At 52.0% G+C, this 24542-nt stretch carries 22 protein-coding genes; 10 read left to right on the top strand and 12 right to left on the bottom strand.

The window, feature by feature from the left end; all coding sequences use genetic code 11:
* Positions 1 to 47 precede the first annotated feature (47 nt).
* From PsWM33_RS12505 to PsWM33_RS12480, 6 genes are all read left to right on the top strand, one after another.
* Positions 48 to 995: an N-acetylmuramic acid 6-phosphate etherase gene (locus tag PsWM33_RS12505; protein ID WP_063300473.1), complete on the top strand. Its 948-nt coding sequence runs from the start codon at positions 48 to 50 to the stop codon at positions 993 to 995.
* Between the two features lie 131 nt (positions 996 to 1126).
* Positions 1127 to 2383: an ABC transporter substrate-binding protein gene (locus PsWM33_RS12500; RefSeq protein ID WP_063300453.1), complete on the top strand. Its 1257-nt coding sequence runs from the start codon at positions 1127 to 1129 to the stop codon at positions 2381 to 2383.
* A 73-nt stretch (positions 2384 to 2456) separates the two neighbouring features.
* Positions 2457 to 3410, top strand: coding sequence for a carbohydrate ABC transporter permease (locus tag PsWM33_RS12495; RefSeq protein WP_082826991.1), 954 nt, complete (start codon positions 2457 to 2459; stop codon positions 3408 to 3410).
* Between the two features lie 37 nt (positions 3411 to 3447).
* Complete coding sequence (locus PsWM33_RS12490; protein WP_446737450.1) at positions 3448 to 4263, top strand: carbohydrate ABC transporter permease; 816 nt, start codon at positions 3448 to 3450, stop codon at positions 4261 to 4263.
* Positions 4260 to 5324 carry a Gfo/Idh/MocA family protein gene (locus PsWM33_RS12485; RefSeq protein ID WP_063300452.1) on the top strand — a complete coding sequence of 355 codons (1065 nt, stop codon included), beginning with the start codon at positions 4260 to 4262 and terminating at the stop codon, positions 5322 to 5324. The genes PsWM33_RS12490 and PsWM33_RS12485 overlap by 4 nt, the downstream gene beginning before the upstream one ends.
* 1 nt (position 5325) lies before the next feature.
* Complete coding sequence (locus PsWM33_RS12480) at positions 5326 to 6423, top strand: ABC transporter ATP-binding protein (protein ID WP_063300451.1); 1098 nt, start codon at positions 5326 to 5328, stop codon at positions 6421 to 6423.
* A gap of 31 nt (positions 6424 to 6454) precedes the next feature.
* On the opposite strand, the gene PsWM33_RS12475 is transcribed toward PsWM33_RS12480, so the two are convergent.
* Entirely contained in the window at positions 6455 to 7381 is a 927-nt protein-coding gene (locus PsWM33_RS12475; RefSeq protein ID WP_057464105.1) for a LysR substrate-binding domain-containing protein, read from the bottom strand.
* A gap of 577 nt (positions 7382 to 7958) precedes the next feature.
* Here PsWM33_RS12475 and PsWM33_RS12470 point away from each other — a divergent pair.
* The gene (locus PsWM33_RS12470) at positions 7959 to 9221 is read left to right on the top strand and encodes a NupC/NupG family nucleoside CNT transporter (protein ID WP_063295076.1); all 1263 of its coding nucleotides are present in this window, start codon (positions 7959 to 7961) and stop codon (positions 9219 to 9221) included.
* Between the two features lie 134 nt (positions 9222 to 9355).
* Here the strand turns inward: PsWM33_RS12470 and PsWM33_RS12465 are convergent, their stop codons facing one another.
* A complete protein-coding gene (locus PsWM33_RS12465) occupies positions 9356 to 9805 on the bottom strand; it encodes a GFA family protein (RefSeq protein ID WP_063286673.1) in 450 nt (149 codons plus the stop codon).
* 84 nt (positions 9806 to 9889) lie between these two features.
* Between PsWM33_RS12465 and PsWM33_RS12460 the strand changes: the two genes are divergently transcribed.
* Positions 9890 to 10246, top strand: a complete 357-nt coding sequence (locus tag PsWM33_RS12460; RefSeq protein ID WP_063295077.1) for a winged helix-turn-helix transcriptional regulator — start codon at positions 9890 to 9892, stop codon at positions 10244 to 10246.
* A gap of 53 nt (positions 10247 to 10299) precedes the next feature.
* Here PsWM33_RS12460 and PsWM33_RS12455 read toward each other — a convergent pair whose 3' ends face one another.
* From PsWM33_RS12455 to hutI, 7 genes are all read right to left on the bottom strand, one after another.
* Positions 10300 to 11859: a TRAP transporter large permease gene (locus tag PsWM33_RS12455; RefSeq protein ID WP_082826990.1), complete on the bottom strand. Its 1560-nt coding sequence runs from the start codon at positions 11857 to 11859 to the stop codon at positions 10300 to 10302.
* Complete coding sequence (locus PsWM33_RS12450; RefSeq protein ID WP_063300450.1) at positions 11856 to 12374, bottom strand: TRAP transporter small permease subunit; 519 nt, start codon at positions 12372 to 12374, stop codon at positions 11856 to 11858. The genes PsWM33_RS12455 and PsWM33_RS12450 overlap by 4 nt, the downstream gene beginning before the upstream one ends.
* Positions 12375 to 12564: 190 nt before the next feature.
* Positions 12565 to 13665, bottom strand: a complete 1101-nt coding sequence (locus PsWM33_RS12445) for a TRAP transporter substrate-binding protein (protein WP_063295079.1) — start codon at positions 13663 to 13665, stop codon at positions 12565 to 12567.
* A 159-nt stretch (positions 13666 to 13824) separates the two neighbouring features.
* The gene (gene hutU, locus PsWM33_RS12440) at positions 13825 to 15510 is read right to left on the bottom strand and encodes a urocanate hydratase (protein WP_063300449.1); all 1686 of its coding nucleotides are present in this window, start codon (positions 15508 to 15510) and stop codon (positions 13825 to 13827) included.
* An 11-nt stretch (positions 15511 to 15521) separates the two neighbouring features.
* Positions 15522 to 16349: an N-formylglutamate deformylase gene (gene hutG, locus PsWM33_RS12435; protein WP_082826989.1), complete on the bottom strand. Its 828-nt coding sequence runs from the start codon at positions 16347 to 16349 to the stop codon at positions 15522 to 15524.
* Positions 16350 to 17918, bottom strand: a complete 1569-nt coding sequence (gene hutH / locus PsWM33_RS12430) for a histidine ammonia-lyase (RefSeq protein ID WP_063295081.1) — start codon at positions 17916 to 17918, stop codon at positions 16350 to 16352.
* 14 nt (positions 17919 to 17932) lie between these two features.
* On the bottom strand, positions 17933 to 19168 hold the full coding sequence (hutI, locus tag PsWM33_RS12425) for an imidazolonepropionase (protein ID WP_063300448.1): 1236 nt from the start codon (positions 19166 to 19168) through the stop codon (positions 17933 to 17935).
* A 274-nt stretch (positions 19169 to 19442) separates the two neighbouring features.
* On the opposite strand from hutI, the gene PsWM33_RS12420 reads away from it, so the two are divergent.
* Positions 19443 to 20819 (top strand): formimidoylglutamate deiminase, encoded by a 1377-nt coding sequence (locus tag PsWM33_RS12420; protein WP_063295083.1) that lies wholly within the window; start codon positions 19443 to 19445, stop codon positions 20817 to 20819.
* Positions 20820 to 20863: 44 nt separating this feature from the next.
* Entirely contained in the window at positions 20864 to 21574 is a 711-nt protein-coding gene (locus PsWM33_RS12415; RefSeq protein WP_063290945.1) for a UTRA domain-containing protein, read from the top strand.
* Between the two features lie 6 nt (positions 21575 to 21580).
* Here the strand turns inward: PsWM33_RS12415 and PsWM33_RS12410 are convergent, their stop codons facing one another.
* From PsWM33_RS12410 to PsWM33_RS12400, 3 genes are all read right to left on the bottom strand, one after another.
* The gene (locus PsWM33_RS12410) at positions 21581 to 22450 is read right to left on the bottom strand and encodes an SDR family oxidoreductase (protein WP_063300447.1); all 870 of its coding nucleotides are present in this window, start codon (positions 22448 to 22450) and stop codon (positions 21581 to 21583) included.
* A 335-nt stretch (positions 22451 to 22785) separates the two neighbouring features.
* On the bottom strand, positions 22786 to 23655 hold the full coding sequence (locus PsWM33_RS12405; RefSeq protein WP_057464094.1) for an ABC transporter permease: 870 nt from the start codon (positions 23653 to 23655) through the stop codon (positions 22786 to 22788).
* 9 nt (positions 23656 to 23664) lie between these two features.
* Positions 23665 to 24447 carry a taurine ABC transporter ATP-binding protein gene (locus PsWM33_RS12400; protein ID WP_063295086.1) on the bottom strand — a complete coding sequence of 261 codons (783 nt, stop codon included), beginning with the start codon at positions 24445 to 24447 and terminating at the stop codon, positions 23665 to 23667.
* Between the last annotated feature and the right edge of the window lie 95 nt (positions 24448 to 24542).

The raw sequence follows: 24542 nt of genomic DNA, 5'->3' as shown, positions 1-24542 counted from the left end.
CGAGTTGTTGGTATGCTATTGGTATCAGGGAGAGTCTCGTGTCCAGCATATCCAAAAAAGTGGGGTTTCCAGAACATTCCAATCCGCAGGAGTGGCGTGAAACTGAGCAAAGATCTTCACGTTATGCGGGCTTGGAAACATGGGGGACTGACGAAGTCCTCAAGGCCTTGCTCGGTGGTCAAATGCAAGCCCTCAACGCTGTCTGGTCTGCGTTGGGTGAGCTGGAAGCCGCAATTGATGCCGCTGCCCAAAGATTACATGGAACCGAAGGTAGACTTGTGTACGTCGGCGCAGGGACCTCAGGCAGACTGGGCGTTCTGGATGGCATTGAACTCATCCCTACATTTGGCTGGCCAGAGCATCGCCTGATCTATGGTCTGGCAGGCGGCGAAGCTGGATTGTTACGCCCGCAGGAAGGCGCTGAGGACAGCGAAGAAGCAGGCCGTGCTTTCATTTTGGAGAATAATGTCAGCGCTTCTGATGTCGTTTTAGGTGTTGCAGCAAGCGGCACCACACCTTTTACCCGCTCTGCCATTCAAACCGCCAGAGGCGCGGGGGCTCTGACCATATCACTGGCGAACAATCCGCAAAGCCCGTTACTGGCCGATGCCGAGCATGAAATCCTGTTAAGGACGGGTCCTGAAGTTTTGGCAGGATCAACCAGACTATCCGCAGGTACCAGCCAAAAAGCGGCGCTCAACCTGTTCTCTACGGCGCTTATGGTGCGGTTGAAGAAGGTATATCGTGGCTACATGGTGGATATGCAGCTGACCAACATCAAGCTTGATCAGCGCGCCAAAGACATGGTGGTCTCACTCACCGCTTGCTCTCAGGAAAAAGCCGCTGCGGCCCTGCATGAAAGCGGAAGCCAGATTAAACTGGCTGTCTTGCTGGTGCTGGGAGCAACAAAGCAACAGGCCATCAACGTATTGAATGAAACTCAGGGAGATTTGGGAGAATCTCTTCGGGTGCTTGGGTTACATCAACCTGATTGATTTATGCGCGCATTGCGATCCGTTTAGATCGTAATGTGCCAACAGGAATATTCGCCCGCTGGGGGGCAGGCGAGTTGCGATACCGACGGTTTTTCAAGGCGGTATTCGATTATTTGTTATGGGAGGAAATAATGAAACACTATTTGTCATCAGGCATTGCTGCATCCCTGCTTCTGGGCTCCGCATCCTTTGCTTTTGCTGCTTCAGAACTGACAATTGAGAGCTGGCGTAACGACGACTTGAGCATCTGGCAGGAAACCATTTTGCCAGCGTTTATGAAGGCGCATCCAGAGGTCAAAATCAGATTCTCGCCAACAGCTCCAACGCAATACAACGCTGCACTGAATGCAAAGCTGGAAGGTGGAACCGCTGGTGATCTGATCACATGCCGTCCGTTTGATGGGTCGCTGGATCTTTACAGCAAAGGTTACCTGAAGAACCTGCAGGGCATGGCAACCCTCGACAACTTCCCGGATTCAGCAAAAGGGGCGTGGAGCACAGATGATGGCAGCGCAACCTTCTGTGTGCCAATGGCCGCTGTGATCCACGGCTTCATCTACAACAAGGATGCTTTTGCTGAAGTCGGTGTTGAACCACCGAAAACTCAGGCAGAGTTCATTGCTGTTCTCGACAAGATTAAGGAAGACGGCAATTACATCCCAATGGCGATGGGCACGTTGGATCAGTGGGAATCCGCTGCAATGGGCTATCAGAATATTGGGCCAATGTACTGGAAAGGTGAAGAAGGTCGTAAGGCAGTCGTTGCTGGCACCGGCAAGTTGACGGATGATGGCTGGGTAAAGCCTTTTGAAGTGCTGGCAAGCTGGGGGCCGTACCTTGGGGATGGCTATGAAGCTCAATCCTATCCGGATAGCCAGACACTGTTCACACTGGGCCGCGCTGCAATCTATCCATCAGGCTCTTGGGAAATTGCAGGCTTCAACCGCGATTCAGACTTCAAGCTTGGCGCCTTCCGTCCACCTCTGCCAGCAGAGGGTGACAGCTGCTACATCTCAGACCACACTGACATCGGCATTGGCCTGAATGCAGCCTCGCCAAATTCTGAAGCTGCCATGAAGTTCCTTGAGTGGATGGGCACCAAAGAGTTCGCAGAACTCTATTCCAACGCTGTGCCGGGCTTCTTCTCCTTGTCCAAGCATGAGATCTCGCTCACTGATCCATTGGCAGACGAGTTCATCTCCTGGCGTAAAGACTGTCAGTCCACCAACCGCTCTGCGGCACAGATCGTTTCTCGCGGTACTCCAAACCTCTGGAACGAAATGTGGGTCGTGTCTGCAAACGTCATCAATGGCAAGCAGACGCCTGCGGATGCAGCGAACCAGCTTCAGAAGGGGCTGAGCGCCTGGTACGAACCTCAGATGGATTAAGCCATCTCTCTGACTGAATACAAAACAGCAGATGTGCGGACTGACCCGCGCATCTGCATTGCAATGAGAGATGATGGAATTGGAACAGGACCTTATGGTCAGTGAGCGGAAGAAGAAGCCGTTCCGCTGGCATGTACTTGTCTTTTTGGCACCGGCAGTCATCGTTTACACGATGATTATGATCCTGCCGCTGGCCGAAACCCTGCGCTTTTCGTTCTTCCAAAGAGATACGACCACGCAAGTGATCTCGTTTGTCGGCTTGGAGAACTACATCAAGCTGTTCTTCGATCCGTACTGGGTCAAGCCGTTCCTCAATTCGCTTTGGAACAACTGCTATTTTTTCCTGATCCACATGCTGGTGCAAAATCCGATTGGTGTCCTGATTGCGGCTTTGCTCTCCATGGTGCATCTGCCGGGCAAGAAGTTTTATCGCACTGCCATCTTCATGCCGACCCTTCTGTCCTTCGTTGTGGTCGGGTTCGTCTGGAAGCTCATGCTCTCCCCGCTATGGGGCGTTTCCAAAGGTCTGATGAAGTCTGTCGGGGTTGGCAGTTGGTATCTACCGTTCCTCGGTAAAGAAGAAACAGCGTTGACCACACTTTCTCTCATCTCTGTCTGGCAGTTCATCGGCATTCCAATGATGCTGATTTATGCTGCGCTTCTCTCTATTCCCGACGAGGTGATTGAAGCAGCTGAATGTGATGGCGTGACCGGCATTTCCCAGTTCTTCAAGATCAAGCTGGTCCTGATCCTGCCAACCATCGGCATCATCTCTATCCTAACCTTCGTGGGCAACTTCAACGCGTTTGACTTGATCTACACCACGCAGGGGCCGCTTGCGGGGCCAAATTTCTCGACAGACCTGCTGGGCACGATCTTGTATCGAACGTTTTACGGGCAACAGTTGCAACCCGGTGACCCCAACATGGGTGCCGCCATTGCGACGATGATGTTCTTCATCATCCTGATGGGTGTTGCTGTCTATCTCTTCTTTATTCAGCGCAAGCTGACCCGCTACGAGATGTGAGGCGCAAATGGCTATTTCTCGTGCAAGACGAAACCGAATGGCAGAACTGGGAGCGCATGTAATCCTGCTCACGTTTGCAGTGATCGCGCTTTTCCCTGTTCTTCTCATTCTCATCAATTCGCTCAAAACCAAAAAAGCAATCTTCCGCAAGCCCTTGGAACTCCCAACCTCCGAAACACTGGATCTGGTTGGGTATTCAACAGTGCTGCAGCAAGGCAACTTCCCGCTATATTTCTGGAACTCGCTGTTCGTGACTGGTGTGAGCCTGTGTCTCATTCTCCTGTTTGGGGCAATGGCAGCTTTTGCGCTCAGTGAATACAAGTTCCGCGGTAATCGCCTCATGGGTCTTTATATGGCGCTGGGCATTATGATCCCGATCCGTCTGGGAACTGTCGGAATTCTCCGCTTGATGGTCGCAACGGATCTCGTGAACACGCATTGGGCTCTCATACTGGTCTACACAGCGCAAGGCCTGCCACTGGCGATCTTCATTCTCTCCGAGTTCATGTCGACAGTGTCATCAGACCTCAAATCCGCTGGTCGTATTGATGGCCTTTCAGAATACTCCATCTTCTTACGCCTCGTACTGCCTCTCATCAGGCCCGCAATGGCAACAGTGGCTGTCTTCTCCATGATCCCGATTTGGAATGATCTCTGGTTCCCACTCGTTCTGGCCCCCGCAGAGCATACCAAAACACTCACACTGGGCGCTCAGGTGTTTGTTGGGCAATATTCCAACAACTGGAATGCAATTCTCGCTGCTATGGCACTGGCAGTTATTCCGGTCCTCATTCTCTACACGCTCTTTTCACGCCAACTCATTCGCGGCCTAACATCTGGAGCAGTCAAATGAGTAACAAACCTATCCGCGTGCTCGTGGCTGGCCTAGGAAACATGGGAAAATCCCATGCTCTGGCGTATGAGACCAATCCGGGATTTGAGATCGTAGGGCTGGTCAATCGATCACCGGTGGAATTGCCTGAAGAGTTGAGTGGCTACACCATCCAATCTGACTTTGCGCAGGCACTGGTTGAAACCAAACCTGACCTTGTGTCCATCTGCACTTATTCAGACAGCCATGCTGAATATGCGGTTATGGCGATGGAAGCAGGGGCAGATGTGTTTGTAGAAAAGCCACTGGCAACCACTCTGGAAGATGCTCAAAGTGTCGTGGAAACTGCTCGCAAGCTGGGACGGAAACTGGTGGTTGGTTATATCCTGCGCCATCACCCATCATGGACAACCCTCATAGAGCAGTCGCGCAAACTGGGCGGGCCTTACGTTTTCCGCATGAACCTCAACCAGCAATCCAGCGGCGCCACGTGGCAAACCCACAAACAGCTGATGCAAACCACATCACCGATTGTCGACTGTGGCGTCCACTACATCGATGTCATGTGCCAGATCACCGACGCCAAGCCGGTCGAAGTGCGTGGCATGGGCGTGCGTTTGAGTGATGAACTGCCCGATGACATGTACAATTACGGCCATCTGCAAGTCCTGTTCGAGGATGGCTCCGTCGGCTGGTACGAGGCAGGGTGGGGCCCGATGATGTCGGAAACCGCGTTCTTCGTCAAAGATGTCGTCTCGAAAAATGGCAGCGTCTCGATTGTCATGGAAGGCGAGGCCCGTTCGGACGATATCGACATGCACACCAAAACCTCCACCATCCGGGTTCATTACGGAGAAACGGATGCGAACGGCGAGTTTACACGCAAAGACGATGTACTCAGCATGGATGGTGAACCGGGGCATCAGGCCCTGTGTGATCGCGAGCAAGCCTTTGTGCTCACAGCTATCCGTGCAGGGCTGGATTTAGAAGATCACATGAATGCAGCGGTAAATTCTCTGGCTGTCGTATTGGCGGCAGATCAGGCTGTGCGCACAGGCACGGCTCAGAAACTGGACTTGTAATATGGCTAACTTGAAAATCTCATCCCTCTACAAGTCTTTCGGTGCTGAGAATGTACTGGATGGTATCAACCTTGATATCCAATCCGGTGAGTTCCTCGTCTTGCTCGGGCCATCCGGCTGCGGAAAGTCCACACTCCTGCGCATCATGGCGGGGCTGGAAGACGAAAGCGCGGGCGATATCGCCATTGAAGGCAAATCCATCGCACACCTTCCGCCGTCTAAGCGTGAGATCGCCATGGTCTTTCAAACTTACGCGCTCTATCCGCATTTGAGTGTGCGGGGAAACATGGAGCTGGTCCTGAAGCAAGCAGGATACTCAAAGGTTGAAATCAAGGATCGCGTTGCAGAAAGCGCTCGGGCTCTGGAACTGGACCCCTTGATGGACAGAAAGCCTTCTCAGCTCTCAGGTGGACAGCGCCAACGTGTTGCAATTGGCCGTGCAATTGTGAGAGATCCCAAGATTTTCCTGTTTGATGAACCTCTCTCAAATCTGGATGCAGCATTGCGTGGACAAGTGCGGTTGGAAATCGCACGCCTTCATCAACGTCTGTCAGCAACTATGGTTTATGTGACCCACGATCAGGTTGAGGCTATGACACTGGCAGATCGTATCGTGGTTCTGAATGATGGCGAGATCCAACAGGTCGGCACACCGCGAGATCTTTATGAGCGACCAGCAAACCTGTTTGTGGCAAGTTTCATTGGCTCCCCTAATATGAACTTCCTTCAGCTGGAAAAACTGAGTGAAAACAGTGCGCAGTTGAAAGATGGGACACTTCTTCCAATCTCCAACAATGCCTCCGTCATCCCTACTAAAGTCACACTCGGCATCCGTCCTTCCCATGGCATTTTGCATGATCAAGCAGCGGAGAGCTATCTGAAGGCAGAAGTCTTGCTGGAAGAATACCTAGGAGACACCACCTATGTGCATGTTGAGTTAGAAACTGGTGAGCAAATGGTTATTCGCGAAGATCCAGAGATAACGCGCCGAGCTGGTGACCAGGTCTACGTGGAGCTGACGCTGTCAGGCGTACATCTCTTCAATGCTGATACAGGAAAGCGGATGGACGTCAGCATCTCTGAACAGGAAACTGCTTAGGTCATAAACTGAGGGGACATACAAGCTTCCCTCAGTTCTCATCAATCTGCGGTTTGTAGTCAAACTCGATGAACTGCAGAAACTTGCGCAAGATATCGGTTTCATAGTTCTTTTTGTAAATTGCGCAAAGGTCTGCCGGAATGTCTTCCTTCAAGCGAATGAAACGTACGTTCTTGGATTTCTGACTACGAAAACAGTCGCTGACTAAAGCAATCGCCTGACCAGAAGCAACCAGCGCCAACAAGGTACTTGGCTCCTGAACCTCAAAGGCAGCTTTAGGGTAGAAGCCCTGATCTTTACATCTTGCAATCAAAAACGGCGTCGAGTTGGACATGCTTCGGTCCAGAACAGCCATTTCCTCATCTTTTAGCTCTTCCAGTCCCACCACCCTGCGATCCTTGAGAGGGTGCGTGCTAGGCACTGCCAGTGTAAGGTTTTCTCTCACCAATACTTTTGAGTTTAAGGCAGGCTCATTGAGTGTATCGCCATAGCGGCAGATACCCAGATCAATGATGCCGCCATCCAGCGCTTCCTTCTGTTGATTGGGCGCCAACTCGGTAAAATTCAGAGAACAATCCGGATGCTTGCTCTTGAAATCCGAGAGCAGGTTCGCAAATCCATCCAGAAAGGCGCTGCTCACCATCCCGATGCTGAGGGTCGAGTTTTCCGCACGTCCCTGCCGCTGAGTGTTGGTAATGGCGTAATCCAACGTATTGAAAATCTGCTCGCACTCACGTTTCAACACGCGCCCCGCAGCAGTCAGAGAAACATTTCGTGAGTCACGCTGAAAGAGAGAGAGACCGAGGGCAACCTCCAACTCTTTGATTTGTATGGACATCGGTGACTTAGAAATATGCAGCTCTTCCGCCGCACGCCCAAAGTGTCCACTTACTGACACTTGATGGAAGTAACGCAGCATTCTCAAAGTAATACGGCCTGATGTGATTAGATCGTGCATGAACTTGTTTTGTTATTCTTATTTTGTTCTAGGTTGTAGCTCTTAAAGTTCTACTATTTTTATTCTATATGTTCTGTAAGAACTATAATCTACGAAATAATACGTATGTGACGTGGTTTTCTACGTAATATTTTCTAGTTTGTTTCGAACTTCGAAACGATTGATATATTTAAAAAACTTAATAATTGCCTCTCAGGCAACTAGGTTGACCTCATCAAAGGGAATTAAATAAAAGGTGAGGCAAACTATGCAATCGGGTCAGTTCACATTCGCACCTACGCAAGGTGAGTGTACTGCGCCTGTCGTATGCCGCGCTTTCACTGAGACTGACGGCTCATACTCGCGAACTCCCACCGTGTGTATGTCCTCAGCACTGACAATTCCTGATAAAGCTCCAGAAGGTTCTACAATCGCAGGTGTTTTACATTGTTTTTCAATGACAAAGCATTTGTTGGATGCGGGTGGCCATCTCAACTGTCCACGTGAAGGTGGGTACGGTTAGTCGCCTTCCGGCGCTTCAAATTTCTCCCCAACCATAATCAACAACTTACCTCAGGGCCTCTGGGAGGAGCTCATAATGTTCGCAACAGGTTTTCTTGGCATCGCTACACTGATCGTTATTGCTGTATTGGCTTCAATCAATCGCAAAGCGATCAATCTCCGCACTGTAGGGGGGGCACTTGCCTTACAGATTGGTATCGGCGCTTTCGTGCTCTATATTCCAGCTGGCCGTGCTATTCTTCATGCAATGTCAAAGGGTGTTTCCGGTGTGATCGACAGCGGTCGTTCCGGTGTTAACTTCCTTTTCGGCAACCTCACCAACGGTACACTTTCTGAAACTGTTGGTTTTGTGTTTGCCTTCAACGTGCTTTGCCTCGTTATTTTCTTCTCCGCTCTGATTGCTGTTCTGTACCACCTTGGTGTTATGCAGGTCGTCATTCGTGTCGTTGGCGGTGGTCTGGCAAAACTGCTCGGCACCCATCAGGCCGAATCCATGTCTGCGGTTTCCAACGTTTTCGTTGGTCAGACAGAAGCTCCACTGGTTGTGAAGCCTTACATGCCTAAGATGTCTGATAGTGAGTTCTTCGCTATCATGTGTGGTGGTATGGCATCTGTTGCTGGTACTGTTCTCGGCGGCTACGCATTGATGGGCGTTAAGATTGAGTTCCTGCTCGCAGCATCCTTCATGGCTGCGCCAGGCGGTTTGCTCTTCGCAAAACTCATCATGCCTGAAACCAAAGAAGTGAACTACACAGTAGACACAAGCGCTGACTTTGGCGACGAAAAGCCAGAAAACGTGCTGGCTGCTGCCGGTCAGGGCGCAATGAATGGTCTTCAGCTTGCTGGCGCAATCGGTGCAAACCTTGTTGCAATGATCGGTCTCATCACTCTGGTGAACCTGATCCTCGGCGGCGTTGGTGATCTGGCTGGCTTCAGCCTGTCTCTGGAAATGATCCTCGGCTGGATCTTCGCTCCAATCGCTTACCTGCTGGGTGTTCCAATGGCTGACATCGGTGTTGCAGGTTCTCTGATTGGTAAGAAGCTGGTCGTAAACGAGTTCGTAGCGTACCTCGACCTGAAGAACTACCTCGTCGATGCCACAGCAATGGACATGGGTCTGCCGATTATTCAGGAAAAGACCAAAGCAATCGTTTCCTTCGCTCTCTGTGGCTTCGCAAACATCTCTTCCATGGGTATTCTCATCGGTGGCCTGGGTGTTCTGGCTCCAAACCGCATGAACTTCATCGCGAAATACGGTCCTCGCACTCTGTTGGCTGCAACTTGCTCAAACCTCATGAGCGCAGCGATCGCGGGTATCTTTATCTCCTTGGCAATGTAAGAGAGTTTTCTTCCTTAATCTCTGAAATTGCCTGTGACGGGGGGAGCCTAGCTCCCCCCGTTTCTATTTGTATTAGAAAAACAGACCGCGCTACGTTGGGGGTAAGCGCCTACCTGCATCACAGGAACGAAGCGCTAGCTGCTAACGCCTTCTTCGATAACTTCTCGTGAGCCTTGCGGAGGCATTTCCGGGAACGCCGGAAGCTTCGGATCAATCTCATCCCACGATGGTGCTCTACTGGAATACACGTTTACCTGAGGCTCGATGACCTCCGGTTGGTCAACAGCAGATGCACGCACAAAGATCAAATCTGTCATGGCTGAGTTGAGTGAGTAAACCGCACTGCCGCAGGTTGGGCAAAAGCCCCTTGTGACTACATTTCCACTATTTGCAGGCTTGTCAAAAAATGTGAGCTCCCCAGTCACTTCAACCGCTTCTTTGGGCAGAGCTGCATGAGTGCAATGTCCTGTTCCGGACGACTTGCGACAGTCATCACAGTGACAGTGTGCGGTAATCTGCGGCTTCATTGTGGATTTCAGCTGTACATTCCCGCAAAGGCAGGACCCTGTAAAAGCGCTTTCCATGATACTATCCTTAGTCAATGTTGAGAGATGACTTAGTGACTTGTAAATTGCAAGTCACTATTCACAATAGGAGAGATTGGCGGTATGTCAACCGAAAACCGTTCCGGCTGCCCGATCGCAAATACGCTGGATATTGTGGGAGACCGTTGGAGCCTCCTGATCCTGCGGGACATGTTCAATGGAAAGAAGATCTTTTCAGAGTTTCTGAGCTCACCGGAGAAGATAACCACGAGCGTTCTGACAGTGCGTCTCAACCAGTTGGAAGCGGCTGGATTGGTGAAAAAGGAGCTCTATCAACCGAACCCAAAACGCTACCAGTATCTCTTGTCTGAGTCGGGAAGGGACATTCTACCTGTGCTTCGGGAAATGTGCCGATGGGCCAACAAGCATATGCCCGAAACCTGGATCCCGCCGGAGAGCTTTATGGAAATGAATCCATGAGAAAGGCTGGACGCGATATCCAGCCTTTCTTAACTTCCAATGATGTCCTGCGGTCAGAATAAAACCGACGGCAACCATGTCGCTATCTGAGGGAAGAACCAGACCAGTGCCATCCCGACAATCTGCAGCAGGATGTAAGGCAACACCCCTTTGTAGATCATGCCTGTTGTGATCTCAGGCGGTGCTGCCCCGCGTAGGTAAAACAGCGAGAAACCAAACGGCGGCGTCAGGAAGCTGGTTTGCAGATTGATTGCGATCATCACAGAGAGCCAGATTGGATCAAAGCCCATCATCAGCAGGGTAGGGCCAACGATCGGAAGCAAGATCACCGAGATCTCAACGAAGTCCATGAAAAAGCCCAGTGCGAAAATCAACGCCATCACAAACAGCAGCGCGCCCATCTCTCCACCAGGCATCGCAGAAATCAGCTCTTCAATGCGTGTATCACCTCCAAGGCCGCGGAAAATCAGCGAGAACACACTCGCTCCAATGATGGTCGCAAAGATCATCGCTGAGATGGAGAGCGTATTGGTCATCACTGGCGCCAACAACTGAGATCGCCACATGCGCATCACGCTTTGCAGCAGACCACTTATGCCGATGATTAACAGCACGATCGCAACAAACGCCAAGCCCCAGTCAGCAGCTGTCAGCTCGCTCTTTTGCAAGCGAATGGTAGTAAAGCCTGCAAGCGTAATCACCGCCAGCAACGCAACAACACTGGCTCCAAGCAGCAGGTTTGACTTGCCGTTGCTCAGCCGGAAACCAGCAAGCAGCAAAGCGCCAACAGCACCAACCGCAGCAGCTTCTGTTGGTGTCGCGACACCGCCCAAAATTGAGCCCAGAACGGCAATAATCAGAGCCACCGGTGGAATGAGCACAGATGCAATCCGCCGCACTGAAGTTGTACCCAGCACTTGTTTGTCCATAGCAGGCGCACAGCTCGGTTGAAGATAAGCGCGGACAAGCAGATAGACGATGTACACACCAACGAGCATCAATCCGGGCACCAGCGCTGCAGCAAAGGTCTGCCCCACACTGATTGTCTCAACCGTGAACTTGCCCTCAGCAAACTGGGCCTGCTGATAGGCGTTGGACATCACCTCAGAAAGGATGATCAGAAGTGTTGAGGGCGGAATGATCTGCCCGAGAGTGCCAGCTGTACAAACCGTGCCAGCAGCAAGTTTCGGATCGTAGCCATTACGCAGCATGGTGGGCAATGCAATCAGCGCCATCGTCACCACAGTCGCACCCACAATACCAGTGGAAGCTGCGAGCAACCCACCAACAAGCACAACGGAAATACCTAGACCACCACGAAGAGAACCGAACAGCTTGCCCATCTCTTCCAGCAGATCCTCTGCAATGCGGCTGCGTTCAAGCACAAGGCCCATGAACACAAAGAGCGGGATCGCAATCAGCACGTTGTTTGTCATCGTGCCAAAAATGCGCTGCGAAAGCGCACCCAGCAGGCCTGTATCAAACGTGCCAGCCAGCGCGCCAAGAACAGCGAAGAGAACGGCAACGCCAGCAATCGTGAAGGCAACTGGGTAACCCAGCAAAATCGCAAAGCACAGGCCCGCGAACATAAAGATATCGAGAAACTCAATCACAGCTTTGGCTCCTCAACATCAACACCACACAAGAAGAGGCCATCGCGTAAAATACCAGAAACACCCTGAATGATCAGAAGGCCGCAGAATGCTGGAATAAGGCTTTTAAGCAGAAAGCTCGCAGGAATGCCGCCAACAGAGATCGGCCCCTCTAAGATCTTCCAGCTGTTGTAAACAAAAGGCCAGCTGATCCAGAGCAGCAGCCCAACAGTTGGCAGCAAAAAGAGCAAAGCACCGATCAGGTTGATAATGGCTTTGGCCTTGGGAGAGGCCTGCCCGTAAAAGATGTCGACGCGCACATGCTTGTCAGCCAGAAGCGTGTAGCCCGCGCCAAGCATGAAAACAGCGGCGTGCATGTAAAGCACACCTTCGCCGAGAAAGATGTAGCTGATGCCAAACAGATAACGCAGCAAAACAATCGCGAACTGTAAAAGCAGCATAAACAACGCAAACCAGCGAATGATATGACCAACCAGACGGTTGATAGCGTCGAGTTTCAAAACAACAGAGGTCATCGGTGGGATCCGATCAGGCCAGAGTTTTTTCTTGGCTTTCTAGAGCGCCCCTTCGAAAAATAGATACTGATTTTCGGAGAAAGGGACGCACTAAACTGACGAAAGCAGGAGAGCAGCCGGGGTGATGTACCCCGACTGAGTATTGCGCGGAAAATTCTGACAAACCGGGAGTTAGCCAGAAGACTGCAGCTTAACCGTAGTTGATGTCCAGAAGGCGCATATTCATCTGGCCGTTGTCTGCCAGAGGTTTGTATTCCTTCATGGATTCACGGTAGGTGAGGAAGCTTTCAGTGATGCGCTTTACCAACTCATCATCGTTCTGGCGCAGTTCACCAATCACTTCACCCGCAGCGTTGCCCATTGCCAGAATAACGTCTTCTGGCATGTTGCGAACCATGACACCTTTTTCCGCAACCAGCATCTTCAGAGCCTTAGCATGGTTGGTGGTGTATTCAGTCCAAACATCGTTGTAGAGCGACGAGCATGCAAACGCGACAACTTGCTTCAAGTCATCTGGGAGTGCACTGTAAGCCTCAGAGTTCACAGCACATTCTTCAGCCGAAGATGGCTCGCCCACACCTGGGAAGTAATAGTTCTTGGCAACCTGATAAAAACCCAGAGCAGAGTCAGTCCAAGGTCCGATAAACTCACCTGCATCCAGTGTTCCTGTCTGCAGTGCCTGGAACATGTCGCGGCCACCCATTGCTTGAACAGCCATGCCCATCTTGGTGCACATCTCAGAAGCAAGACCAGTGGTACGGAAGCGTAGACCTTTCAGGTCCTCAGCCGAGTTGATTTCGGTGCGGAACCAACCAGCTGCTTGTGGGCCAGAGTTGCCACACAGGAACGGCTTAAGATTAAAGCGGGCATACATCTCATCGTAGAGCGCCTGACCACCGCCATGGGCCATCCAGCCATATTGCTCATCAGCGGTCAAACCAAATGGCTGAGATCCGAACAGCAGGAAGCCTTTGGACTTAGAGCCCCAATATGCCGGAACAGAGTGGTAAAGTTCAGCAGTTCCCTCCGATACTGCATCAAACACACCACGACCCGGAACAAGCTCACCAGCTGCATAGAGTTTTACCTCAATGCGGCCACCGGAAAGCATGGTGATACGGTCTGCAAGCATCTGCGCTGCAACGCCAGGACCCGGAAGGTTCTTTGGCCACGAGGTGACCATCTTCCACTTGATCTTGTCGGAAGCAACAGCCGGAGCTGCCAGAGCAGAAGCAGCGGCGACGCCAGTTGCTGCAACACCTGCGCCCTTAAGAAAATCACGTCTTTTCATAATTTTTCCCCTCAAAAATTAGAATAACAAGGGGCCGCGAACTGCGGTCCCTTATCGGTTTTTGTTTAAAGTCTGGAGTGCCAGAATACGCGGCTAGACCAGTTTGCCCGGAAATGGAGTAGCTGTCTTAATCAGGAAAGGTTTGTACTCCCGAGTCAGTTACTTACCTAGAGATGGTAAGTTCAAACCATTCTCCTTGGCGCAATCAATTGCCAATTGGTAGCCTGCGTCCGCATGGCGCATGACACCTGTCGCAGGGTCATTCCACAGCACACGGCCAACACGCTCATCAGCTTCTTTCGTTCCGTCACAACAAATCACCATGCCGGAATGCTGGGAAAAGCCCATGCCAACACCACCGCCATGGTGCAGAGACACCCATGTTGCGCCAGAAGCAGTGTTCAACAGCGCATTAAGCAGCGGCCAGTCAGAAACAGCATCAGAGCCATCCATCATGGATTCCGTTTCACGATTTGGCGACGCAACAGAGCCGGAATCCAGATGATCACGACCAATCACGACAGGAGCCTTCAGCTCGCCATTGCGAACCATCTCGTTAAACGCAAGCCCGAGGCGGTGACGCTGTCCAAGGCCAACCCAGCAGATACGTGCTGGCAACCCCTGGAAGGAGATACGCTCCCGCGCCATATCTAGCCAGTTGTGCAGGTGCGGATCATCAGGAATGAGTTCCTTCACCTTTTGGTCTGTCTTGTAGATGTCCTCTGGATCACCTGAAAGCGCTGCCCAACGGAACGGACCAACACCTTTACAGAACAACGGACGAATGTAGGCAGGGACAAATCCTGGGAAGTCGAAGGCGTTCTCTAAGCCTTCTTCAAATGCCATCTGACGGATGTTGTTCCCGTAATCCACTGTTGGAACACCGCGTTCATGGAAGTCCAGCATCGCCTTCACATGTACTTTCATGGAGGCACGGGCCGCTATCTCAACGGCCTTCGGATCGCTCTCGCGTTTTTCTTTCCACTGCGCCATGGTCCAGCCCTGTGGCATGTATCCATTGATCGGGTCATGAGCAGACGTCTGGTCTGTCACGATATCCGGACGAACACCACGCTCAACCAGTTCAGCAAAAATGTCAGCGGCATTGCCGAGCAAGCCAACAGACTTGGCTTCAGCTGCAGCCGTCCAACGCTCAATCATCTCCAGCGCTTCATCAAGCGTCTTGACTTTCTCATCAACGTATTTGGTACGCAGGCGGAAATCGATGCTGTCCTCGTTGCACTCAACGGCCAGACAAGAGGCTCCAGCCATGACTGCAGCAAGCGGCTGAGCGCCACCCATACCGCCAAGACCGCCAGTCAGGATCCACTTGCCTTTCAGGTCTCCGCCATAATGCTGACGGCCTGCCTCAACGAAGGTTTCGTAAGTGCCCTGAACAATGCCCTGTGAGCCGATGTAGATCCACGAGCCCGCAGTCATCTGGCCGTACATCGCCAGACCTTTTTTATCCAGCTCGTTAAAGTGATCCCAGTTTGCCCAATGCGGTACAAGGTTGGAGTTAGCGATCAAAACACGTGGTGCATTCTCATGCGTGCGGAATACACCAACTGGCTTACCGGACTGCACCAGCAAGGTTTCATCAGCTTCCAGCTTTTTGAGGCTATCGACAATGGTGTCGAAATCTTTCCAGGTGCGCGCAGCACGGCCAATGCCACCATACACCACCAGCTCATGCGGGTTTTCAGCCACATCAGGGTGCAAGTTGTTCATAAGCATGCGCAACGGTGCTTCCGTCAGCCAGCTCTTGGCATTCAACTCTGGCCCGGTTGGTGGAAAGATATCGCGCGTATTCTTGCGAGGGTCTTGAGTGAGCGTATCGGTCATTGTCGGCTCCGTTAGCGACTTGTACTGGCGCTTGAAAAGGCCCCGGCAAGGGCATGTGCTTCTAACTGAGTAAGAATGGATTTGAGAGTGGTTCGCGTCTTGTCCGCACTTTCTGGAGCGTAAGCCCACGGGCTCTGCTCAAACATGTAGGCCCGCTGCGCTGTCTCCATCTGAATGGCGTGCATGCTAGTCTCGGGCTTGCCATAATGGCGTGTTGTCCAGCCACCTTTAAAACGCGCATTCACTACAGTTTCTACGCTGGCATCTGCACGGCAGGCCTCAACAGTGATCTGCTCAATCATCGAAGCACAGGTTTGCCCGCCATTGGTGCCAATGTTGAAGACTGGCAGTTCACCTTCAAACAGAAACGGGATATTGGAGCGGATGGAATGGCAGTCGTAAAGAACAGCGACACCAAACTTCTGCCGCACACGCTCCAGCTCTTCGGCAATCGCCTCATGATACGGTGCATGGAACTTAGTGCGACGCTCTTCAACTTCATCCTCAGATGGTTCATGCCCATCTCGATAGATTGAGCGTCCATCAAAGTCAGTCAGCGGGCAAAGAGTGGTGGTGTTCTGGCCCGGATAAAGCGATACATCTGCAGGGTCACGGTTGGCATCAATTACATAACGATGCACCGGTGTCTGGATTACACTCGCGTTTTCCAGCAGGCCGTCATAAAGGCGGTTGATGTGCCAGTCCGTATCAGCCAGCGCGTGCCCAACTGGGTTGAATCTGTCCCAGATAGCCAGCGGCACATCTGTGCCTCCATGCGGCTGGGCAAGAACAATCGGGCTGTCACCACGTTTGATCAGGGGGGAGAAAGAACAGGTCAATCAAGCCTCCTCTAACTTGAAAAACTGGGCTTTGCTGGCCGCATCAAAAATTCGACCAGAAGCAACAAGCTCAGCCGCTTTTTCCAGATCTGGCGCCATGTAGCGATCGTCTTCCAGCTCTTCCACCTCTGTGCGTACAGCTTTGATGACTTCCTGCAAGATCGGACTGGTTTTGAGCGGAGTACGGAACTCAATGCCTTGAGCCGCCATCAGCAACTCAATGCCGATGATCTGGGAAAGGTTGGCGTTCATATCAATCAAGCGCCGTGCAGCATGGGTCGCCATGGAAACATGGTCTTCCTGATTGGCACTGGTCGGCGTTGAATCCACGGAGCACGGAGCCGCACGTTGTTTGTTCTCGCTGTAAAGCGCTGCAGAGGTCACGTCCGCAATCATAAAGCCGGAGTTGAGGCCCGGATTTGGCGTCAGGAACGGCGGCAGACCGTAGTTGAGTGCAGGATCAACCAGCGTTGCGATCCGGCGCTGCGAGATTGCGCCAATCTCGGCAATGGCAAGTGCGGTCTGATCTGCAGCAAACGCTACAGGCTCAGCATGGAAGTTGCCGCCAGAAACAATGGAGCCGTCTTTGAAGACAAGCGGGTTATCAGTCACCGCATTGGCTTCAATCTCAAGCGTATAAGCAACCTGAGCAAGAAGCCCCAGTACGGCACCCATCACCTGAGGTTGGCAGCGCAGGCAGTACGGATCTTGCACGCGCTCATCATCCTCGCGGTGGCTTTCGCGGATGGCAGAACCAGACATTAGCTCGCGAATGGTAGCAGCGGCAGAGATTTGGCCTTTATGACCGCGCAGCTCTTGGATCTCTGGGCGGAACGGAGCGCCAGAGCCCATCAACGCATCGACGGACATAGCACCGGTAATCAATGCAGTCTTCGCAAGACGATGTGCCTGGAACAGACCCGCAAGAGCAAGCGCAGTTGAAACCTGCGTGCCATTGATCAGCGCAAGGCCTTCCTTCGCTGCTAGCTGAATAGTCGGAATACCAGCCAACCGCATCGCTTCTTTGCCAGAAACACGCACACCACCAAAGAAGGCCTCTCCTTCACCGAGCATCACAGCTGCAATGTGAGAAAGCGGAGCCAGGTCACCGGAAGCGCCGACGCTACCCTGACCCGGAACCACTGGCACAACATTGTGCGCCAGCATCTGTTCAAGACACTCAATCAACTCCCACCGCACACCGGATGCGCCGCGACCCAGCGAGGCGAGTTTTAGCACAATCACCAAACGCACAATGTTTTGCGGCAGCACATCACCAACGCCGCAGCAATGCGAAAGAATGAGGTTCCTCTGCAAGGTAGCAGTATTATCGCTAGGGATTTTGACAGAAGCAAGCTTCCCAAATCCCGTATTCACCCCATACACTGGTGTATCGCCCTGTGCCGCTGCATGCACAACAGCAGCAGCTCGTTCAACGCCCTCTTTGCAAGAGCGGTCCAGTTCTACATTGGCCTCGGTGCGATAGATCTGCTGAAGCTGAGAAAGTGCAATTTCTCCCGGTTTTAAAATCAGTTTAGGTTTGGAAGAGACGGTGGGGGAACTAGTCATAAATGCCTCAGTGCTTAATTTGCTTGTGTTTTTGTGATGTCTTTGCCGAGGAAATACAGGCGGTTCAGTGGGTTGAACCCGATCCGATAGGCCAGTTCGGCTGGCTCCTTTACATCCCAGATCGCAATGTTTGCCTGCTTGCCTGCTTCCAAAGTTCCGCAAGTCTCCGCTTGCCCCAGTGCTTGGGCTGCATTGCGAGTAATCCCAGCCAGCGCTTCCTGCGGTGTCATGCGGAACAAAGTGCACGCCATGTTCATACACAGCAGAAGCGAGGTGAGGGGAGAGGACCCCGGATTAGCATCTGTCGCCAGAGCAATCGGAACACCGGCATCGCGCAATTCCTGAAGCGGAGGATGCTGAGTTTCACGCAGGAAGTAGAATGCGCCCGGCAGCAAAACGGCAACAGTTCCAGCTTCCTTCATGCTCGCAATACCGGCGGCATCCAGATACTCCAGATGATCAGCGGAAAGCGCTTTGTGGCTGGCTGCCATAGCCGTGCCACCAAGGTTGGAGAGCTGCTCAGAATGAATTTTTACTGGCAGGCCAAGCTCCTGAGCCCGGTCAAATACGCGGCTGACCTGCTCAGGTGAAAACGCAATCCCTTCACAGAAAGCATCAACCGCATCAGCAAGGTTCTCGGCCTGAACAGCAGGGAGCACTTCATTGCAAACAAAGCTGATATAAGCATCACTGCGTCCTTCATACTCAGGCGGCAACGCATGTGCGCCGAGAAAGGTGGTCAGGACCTTGACTGGCCGAAGTTCACCAATCTTGCGGGCAACTCGCAGCATTTTCAGCTCGGTATTTAGATCCAGCCCATAACCAGACTTAATCTCCAGAAGTGTCACACCCTCCGCCAGCAATGCATCAACGCGTGGCAATGCATTGGCTAACAGGTCTTCTTCACTGGAAGCGCGCGTAGCAGCAACAGTGGAACGAATACCACCACCGGCGCGGGCAATCTCTTCATAGGTCGCACCATTCAACCGCATCTCAAACTCACGAGCGCGGGAACCGCCATAGACAATATGCGTGTGGCAATCAACGAGAGACGGTGTTGCGAGGCGTCCGCCAAGGTCGGTTTGTCCAGCCTCTTTCCAGTCCTCTGGCAAATCCTGCTCAGGGCCAATCCAACAGATTGTGTCGTCTTCAATGGCAATCGCTGCGCCATGGATCAGGCCATAACCATCCGACTGCTCAGAAAGAGTTGCAGCTGTCAGGTTGGTGAGTACGGTTCTCCCGCTTGTCATGGACCCTCCCGAGATTCCACGTGAATTCACTTCAGTAAAAATCTACATGGAAATCGCTTAATGTCTATACATAAAAAATGTGCAATGTGCGTAATTCTTGATCCAATGCGCCTGAGGAGATTGAATAAATAGCTAAATTAAGCCATTTATGTCATTATGTGGTGATATTTTAGAAAAATGATGTGGTTGTGTGAGTTGCATTTATGTATATGCTTATTAATGTAAAAATGATCTGAGCTGATCATCGTTTCACATCAAACCTATTGAGTGAGCAATGAAAACCATCTTTGCAGGGCAGGCTTTACTTCCCACTGGTCTAACTGAAAATGTGCGCTTGCGCTTGGACGACAATGGCACAATCAAAGCCGTTGAGACTGGGGTAAAACCTGAAGGCGAAGAGGTTTCCGGCAAAAGCAGAATGATCTGTCCTGCTCCTGCCAACTTGCATTCACATGCCTTCCAACGCGCAATGGCTGGCATGACAGAAGTGCGCCAAAAGGGAAAAGATAGTTTCTGGACCTGGCGTGAGCTCATGTATCGCTTTTTGGGGCAATTGCGCCCGGAGCAAGCCGAGGCAATCGCAGCGCTGGTCTATATGGAGATGTTAGAGGCTGGCTATGCCAGTGTGGGTGAGTTCCACTACCTCCATCACCAACTAGATGGAACACCCTACGACACCCTTGCAGAAATGAGCGATCGCATCTTTGCCGCTGCCAGCCAGACAGGCATCGGCCTCACGCATCTGCCGGTGCTCTATTCCTACGGTGGTGCAGGCGAACAGCCACTCAGTGGCGGTCAGCTGCGGTTCGGCAATGATCTGGATCGTCATCTGCAACTCATTGAGCAAGCGTCGAAAACGCTGACTGCCACTCTACCTGTTGACTGTCAGGTCGGCATCGCACCACATTCACTACGGGCAACCAACCCATCTCAGTTGCGCGAGATTGCTTCCACGTTTGCAGGCAAGCCTGTTCACATCCACATCTCAGAGCAGATGAAGGAAGTGGAAGCCGTTCAGGAATGGCTGGGCGCACGGCCAATCGAATGGTTATTGAGCAATGTTGATGTGCAAAACAACTGGTGTTTTGTGCATGCAACCCACATGACTACAGAGGAAACGGTAGCCATGGCGAAGGCTGGTGCAGTCGCAGGTCTTTGCCCGATTACGGAGGCGAATCTCGGCGACGGCATCTTTAATGGCCCAACATTCATCGAAGCTGGTGGTGTCTATGGTGTCGGCTCGGATAGTAACCTGCGTATCTCGCTCTCTGAAGAACTGCGCATTCTTGAATACAGCCAACGCCTGCGTGATCAGTCTCGCAATGTGATGTTGTGTGGGGAAGGCTCTGTCGGCACGGCCATGTATCAGGCCTCTGCCAAAGGCGGTGCACAAGCGCTTGGTCGGCGCACTGGTGAGCTGAAGGAAGGCCATCTGGCTGATGTGGTTGCAATCGACACCACTCGCGTTGAATTTGCAGGCCTGAGACCAGACCAATATCTCGACTATTGGATTTTTGCAGGTGATGACCGTGTGGTGACTGATGTCTGGTCGGCCGGGCGCCACATGGTGAAAGATGGACAGCACATCCACCGTGCAGCTATCACGGCTAAATACAGAGAACAGCTTGCAGTTTTGCTGGAAGCAGCCTAACAACGCGCCAAATCAATTCCAAATGAAAACGACAGGACAAGCGCTTGCGATCCTATAAGGAAATTAGAGGTATTTTGCAGGAACGGATCACCAGCCAGCAATGGCAGCCAGGTGATTTGTTGCCAAGCGAGCAAGCGCTTTCTGAGGAGTTTGGGTGTACCCGATCAACCGTCAACCGCGCGATGCGAGAGCTCGCGGATGCTGGACTGGTCGAACGCCGCCGTAAAGCTGGTACCCGTGTCGTTCAACCGAAATCCCATCCTGCAACCATTTCCATTCCAGTGATCCGGCAAGAAATCGAAAACAAGGATCAGTCTTACAAGTACCTGCTACTGGAGCGCCTGGAAGCCCTGCCGCCGGAAGATGTTCGTGCCCAGCTTGGATTGGAGCAAAATGAGAAAGCTCTTTTTCTGAAAAGCTTGCATTATGGTGACGGCATTCCGCAGCAACTTGACGTGCGCTGGATCAATATCTCAGCATTGCCTGAAGCCTCGCAGGAGAGTTTTGCGGATATCGGCCCAAATGAATGGCTGCTACAACGCGTCCCACACCCAAACATTGAGCACGTCTTCCGCGCAGACAAAGCCACAGCTGAGGAGCAACGGCTCCTGCAGCTGCAAGAGTGTGAGCCTGTTTTCACGATTGAGCGTCGCACATGGATTTCAGGGCAGGGCATAACTTATGTACGCCTTGTGCACCCAGGCAGCCGTTACCGTATGGCAACACGCAGTTCAGCAACCCCCACCTTCAACTAGCGAAATCTAGCCAGTATTTTGCTTTTCCTTTTGCTCCAGTTGGGCGAAGTGATCTTCCAGCCGGATTTTGCCGTAGCACTTTCCAATCATGTCCATCCGCATGGCACTCAGGAAAAACTGGATCGGCCCATAAGTTTTCACGGATGTGAACGTCTCCAGCACCCGCTGTAGTGCGATGCTGATCCAATTGGGGAGATGCGTGATCCTGGTTTTTTTGCTCAAGCTTTTAAAGGCGATCTCAGCCAACTCGTTGTGGGTGTACTTCACCGGACCACCAACCTCGGCGTAGGCTTGGCCTTCCTCGATAATCTCAAAGCAAGCTGCGGCGAGGTCAGCCCCGTGGATCGGATTGATGCGAAAGTCTCCAGAACCAAACATGTAAACCCGGCCAGATTTCGCCATGCCCCGGAATTCCTCAATATCTGAGAAGTACCCGCTTGGAGAAATAACTGTGCTTTTGATTGGTGCTGACTGAAGCACCTCAACAAAGTGCTGTTTGGCGCGCACGAGTTTCACATTCAGCAGTTTACTCGCGTTCAGCACATGGACATATGCAAAATGAGGGATGCTGTTTTCTACTGCTAGATCGAGCAAGTTTTTGTTGGCCTGATAATCCACTTCGTTGTAACTCAAGCCGTCTTTCTGGCGGGTAATACCGAGCGCAGAGACGACAAGGTCAACCTCATCCATCAGCCCGATCAAGCTGTTTGGCTGAGTAACTTCCCCCTCAAAAAACTCACTGGCTTCAAGGCCTTTCGTACGGGCTGCTTGTTCATTGCGCACAAGAGCACGGACGCACCAGCCCTGCCGCTGATAATAGGAGGTGAGATAAGAACCCAGATAGCCGGTTGCGCCTGCAATTACGACGGTCTTCATTACAATTCCTCAAACGATCAGGTGCCGCAAAAGGTCTGCTGCCAATGAAAATACGAGGCGCCGAGTACCTTTTGGATATTCCGCCCCAAGGAAGTGCGTGCGTCAAATAACAGCTCTTCACCGGGCGAGAGGCTTTTAAGTTTCTATGGGATGAGGTCGTGCAGAAGTGTGCTGAAACAACTCTTATTCCCACTCTCAAAAAATGGGAGCTTCTACCGACAAAATCAACCGATAATTGTGCATAGTCAAGGTTTCAGGACAAAGTGGATAAGCAATAAAAAGGGGAAGAGCCTTTCAGCTCTCCCCTTCTGGTATTGAGTGGCCTCTTGTTGCAATCAACCTTTGCCTTGCCATGGAATGAGCAAGCGCTCCAAATACCGCATACCAAGTTCAATGGTGTATCCAATAAGCCCGATGACCATGATCCCGATCACCACCGTATCCGTTTGCAAAAAGTTCTTTGCAATCATGATCATGGAACCGACGCCCTTGTCCGCTGCAACCAGTTCTGCAGCAACAACAGTGCCCCAGCAAACACCCATGGCTGTTCTGAGGCCAGTGAAAATCTCCGGCAGCGCGTTTGGCAAAATCACATGAAACAGGATCTGTGTGCGAGACGCTCCAAGTGAATAAGCGGCATGCACCTTGGTGATCTTGACGCTGTTCACTCCAGATCGCGCTGCAATGGTCATGATAAACAAGGACGCTAGGAACAGCAGGAAGATCTTTGCGGTTTCATCAATACCAAACCACAGAATGATCAGTGGAATCAGAGCAAGCGGTGGAATCGGACGCATGAACTCCACGATCGGATCGAATAAACCGCGTGCAATAGAGGAAAGGCCCATGGCCAGTCCAAGAGGAATGCCAACAAGTGCCCCTAACAGCACGCCTCCAAGGACGCGGAACACTGAAATGCCGATGTGATCCCAGAAGGCGACATTTCGGAAGCCTTCCGAAAGCAACTTGCCCATCCGGGTGAGAGTTGCATTGACAGACGGCCAGTAGAAGCTCTCCAGCATGCCGAGTGCGCTGGCAATACCCCAGGCAGATAGTAAAATGACAACAGTCAGGATCGAATAAAACCGACCTGAATTAACCGCGCTGGCATCACCAAAGCGAACGGTCTTCTGCTGCGTGAAAACATTGTCTTTAAGCCCGAGCCAGACGGAGACTCCTGAAGGCGGTGTATGGTGTTTGCTCATGTTGGCCTCCTATGCTGGTTCAAGTTCTTGGTCGTTGCCCATAATCTCTTCTTCCATGCCCCAAATAAGGGACAGGACTTCCTCACGCGTCTCCACAAACTCATGGGAAGCTTTGATCTGGCGTGGGCTCTCCACCAGTCCGCGGTCCGCAAACGGTAATTCGTATTCACGCAGAATACGGCCAGGTCGGGGGGCCATCACGATAAGTCGCTCTCCAAGGAACAAGGCTTCTTCAACAGAGTGTGTGATGAGAATGATTGTCTTGCGCGTCTCTTTCCAAAGTTTGAGCACAAGGCTCTGCATTTTCTCGCGGGTCAAAGCATCCAGCGCCCCAAGGGGCTCATCCATCAAGATCACTTCCGGATCATTAGCAAGGCAACGGGCTAAAGCGACGCGTTGCTGCATACCGCCGGAGAGCTGATAGACTGGCTTCTTGCCAAAATCCTGCAGGCCGACAATCTGCAAAAGCTCATCTACTTTGCGTTTGGTCTCCGCCGCAGGTCGTCCCGCCATTTTCGGTCCGAATGCGATGTTTTTTTCAACCGTCATCCATTCAAACAATGCGCCCTGCTGAAACACCATTCCGCGGTCAGAGCCGGGGCCAGTCACCTCCATATTCTCACGGATGATCTTACCGGAGGTGGGGCGAAGAAAGCCTGCAATGATGTTGAGAAGAGTTGTTTTACCGCATCCCGATGGACCAAGAACGGAGACGATTTCACCGTCCTTCACATTCAAATTGACGTTGTTGAGAGCATGGACTTGATCACCGTTGGGAAGGGTGAACACCATAGAGATATTGTCGGCAACTATTCCACTCAAAGCGCTTCTCCCGGTTCTTTGGAAAATGCCTGGTTCGCCCGGTCTTTTTATTGGAAGAATGGCGG

This window comes from Pseudovibrio sp. WM33, assembly GCF_001623165.1.
Taxonomy (GTDB): domain Bacteria; phylum Pseudomonadota; class Alphaproteobacteria; order Rhizobiales; family Stappiaceae; genus Pseudovibrio.
This window is presented reverse-complemented; position numbering and strand designations above follow the sequence as displayed.

Bases quoted from the DNA above. Each gene is read 5' to 3' on its own strand.
- PsWM33_RS12460 (WP_063295077.1), top strand. From the start codon at position 9,890: ATGTCAACCGAAAACCGTTCCGGCTGCCCGATCGCAAATACGCTGGAT.
- PsWM33_RS12495 (WP_082826991.1), top strand. From the start codon at position 2,457: ATGGAATTGGAACAGGACCTTATGGTCAGTGAGCGGAAGAAGAAGCCG.
- PsWM33_RS12405 (WP_057464094.1), bottom strand. From the start codon at position 23,655: ATGAGCAAACACCATACACCGCCTTCAGGAGTCTCCGTCTGGCTCGGG.
- PsWM33_RS12490 (WP_446737450.1), top strand. From the start codon at position 3,448: ATGGCAGAACTGGGAGCGCATGTAATCCTGCTCACGTTTGCAGTGATC.
- PsWM33_RS12500 (WP_063300453.1), top strand. From the start codon at position 1,127: ATGAAACACTATTTGTCATCAGGCATTGCTGCATCCCTGCTTCTGGGC.
- hutU (WP_063300449.1), bottom strand. From the start codon at position 15,510: ATGACCGATACGCTCACTCAAGACCCTCGCAAGAATACGCGCGATATC.
- PsWM33_RS12470 (WP_063295076.1), top strand. From the start codon at position 7,959: ATGTTCGCAACAGGTTTTCTTGGCATCGCTACACTGATCGTTATTGCT.
- PsWM33_RS12480 (WP_063300451.1), top strand. From the start codon at position 5,326: ATGGCTAACTTGAAAATCTCATCCCTCTACAAGTCTTTCGGTGCTGAG.
- PsWM33_RS12485 (WP_063300452.1), top strand. From the start codon at position 4,260: ATGAGTAACAAACCTATCCGCGTGCTCGTGGCTGGCCTAGGAAACATG.
- hutI (WP_063300448.1), bottom strand. From the start codon at position 19,168: ATGACAAGCGGGAGAACCGTACTCACCAACCTGACAGCTGCAACTCTT.
- hutH (WP_063295081.1), bottom strand. From the start codon at position 17,918: ATGACTAGTTCCCCCACCGTCTCTTCCAAACCTAAACTGATTTTAAAA.
- PsWM33_RS12445 (WP_063295079.1), bottom strand. From the start codon at position 13,665: ATGAAAAGACGTGATTTTCTTAAGGGCGCAGGTGTTGCAGCAACTGGC.
- PsWM33_RS12400 (WP_063295086.1), bottom strand. From the start codon at position 24,447: ATGGTGTTCACCCTTCCCAACGGTGATCAAGTCCATGCTCTCAACAAC.
- PsWM33_RS12420 (WP_063295083.1), top strand. From the start codon at position 19,443: ATGAAAACCATCTTTGCAGGGCAGGCTTTACTTCCCACTGGTCTAACT.
- PsWM33_RS12465 (WP_063286673.1), bottom strand. From the start codon at position 9,805: ATGGAAAGCGCTTTTACAGGGTCCTGCCTTTGCGGGAATGTACAGCTG.
- PsWM33_RS12410 (WP_063300447.1), bottom strand. From the start codon at position 22,450: ATGAAGACCGTCGTAATTGCAGGCGCAACCGGCTATCTGGGTTCTTAT.
- PsWM33_RS12475 (WP_057464105.1), bottom strand. From the start codon at position 7,381: ATGCACGATCTAATCACATCAGGCCGTATTACTTTGAGAATGCTGCGT.
- PsWM33_RS12450 (WP_063300450.1), bottom strand. From the start codon at position 12,374: ATGACCTCTGTTGTTTTGAAACTCGACGCTATCAACCGTCTGGTTGGT.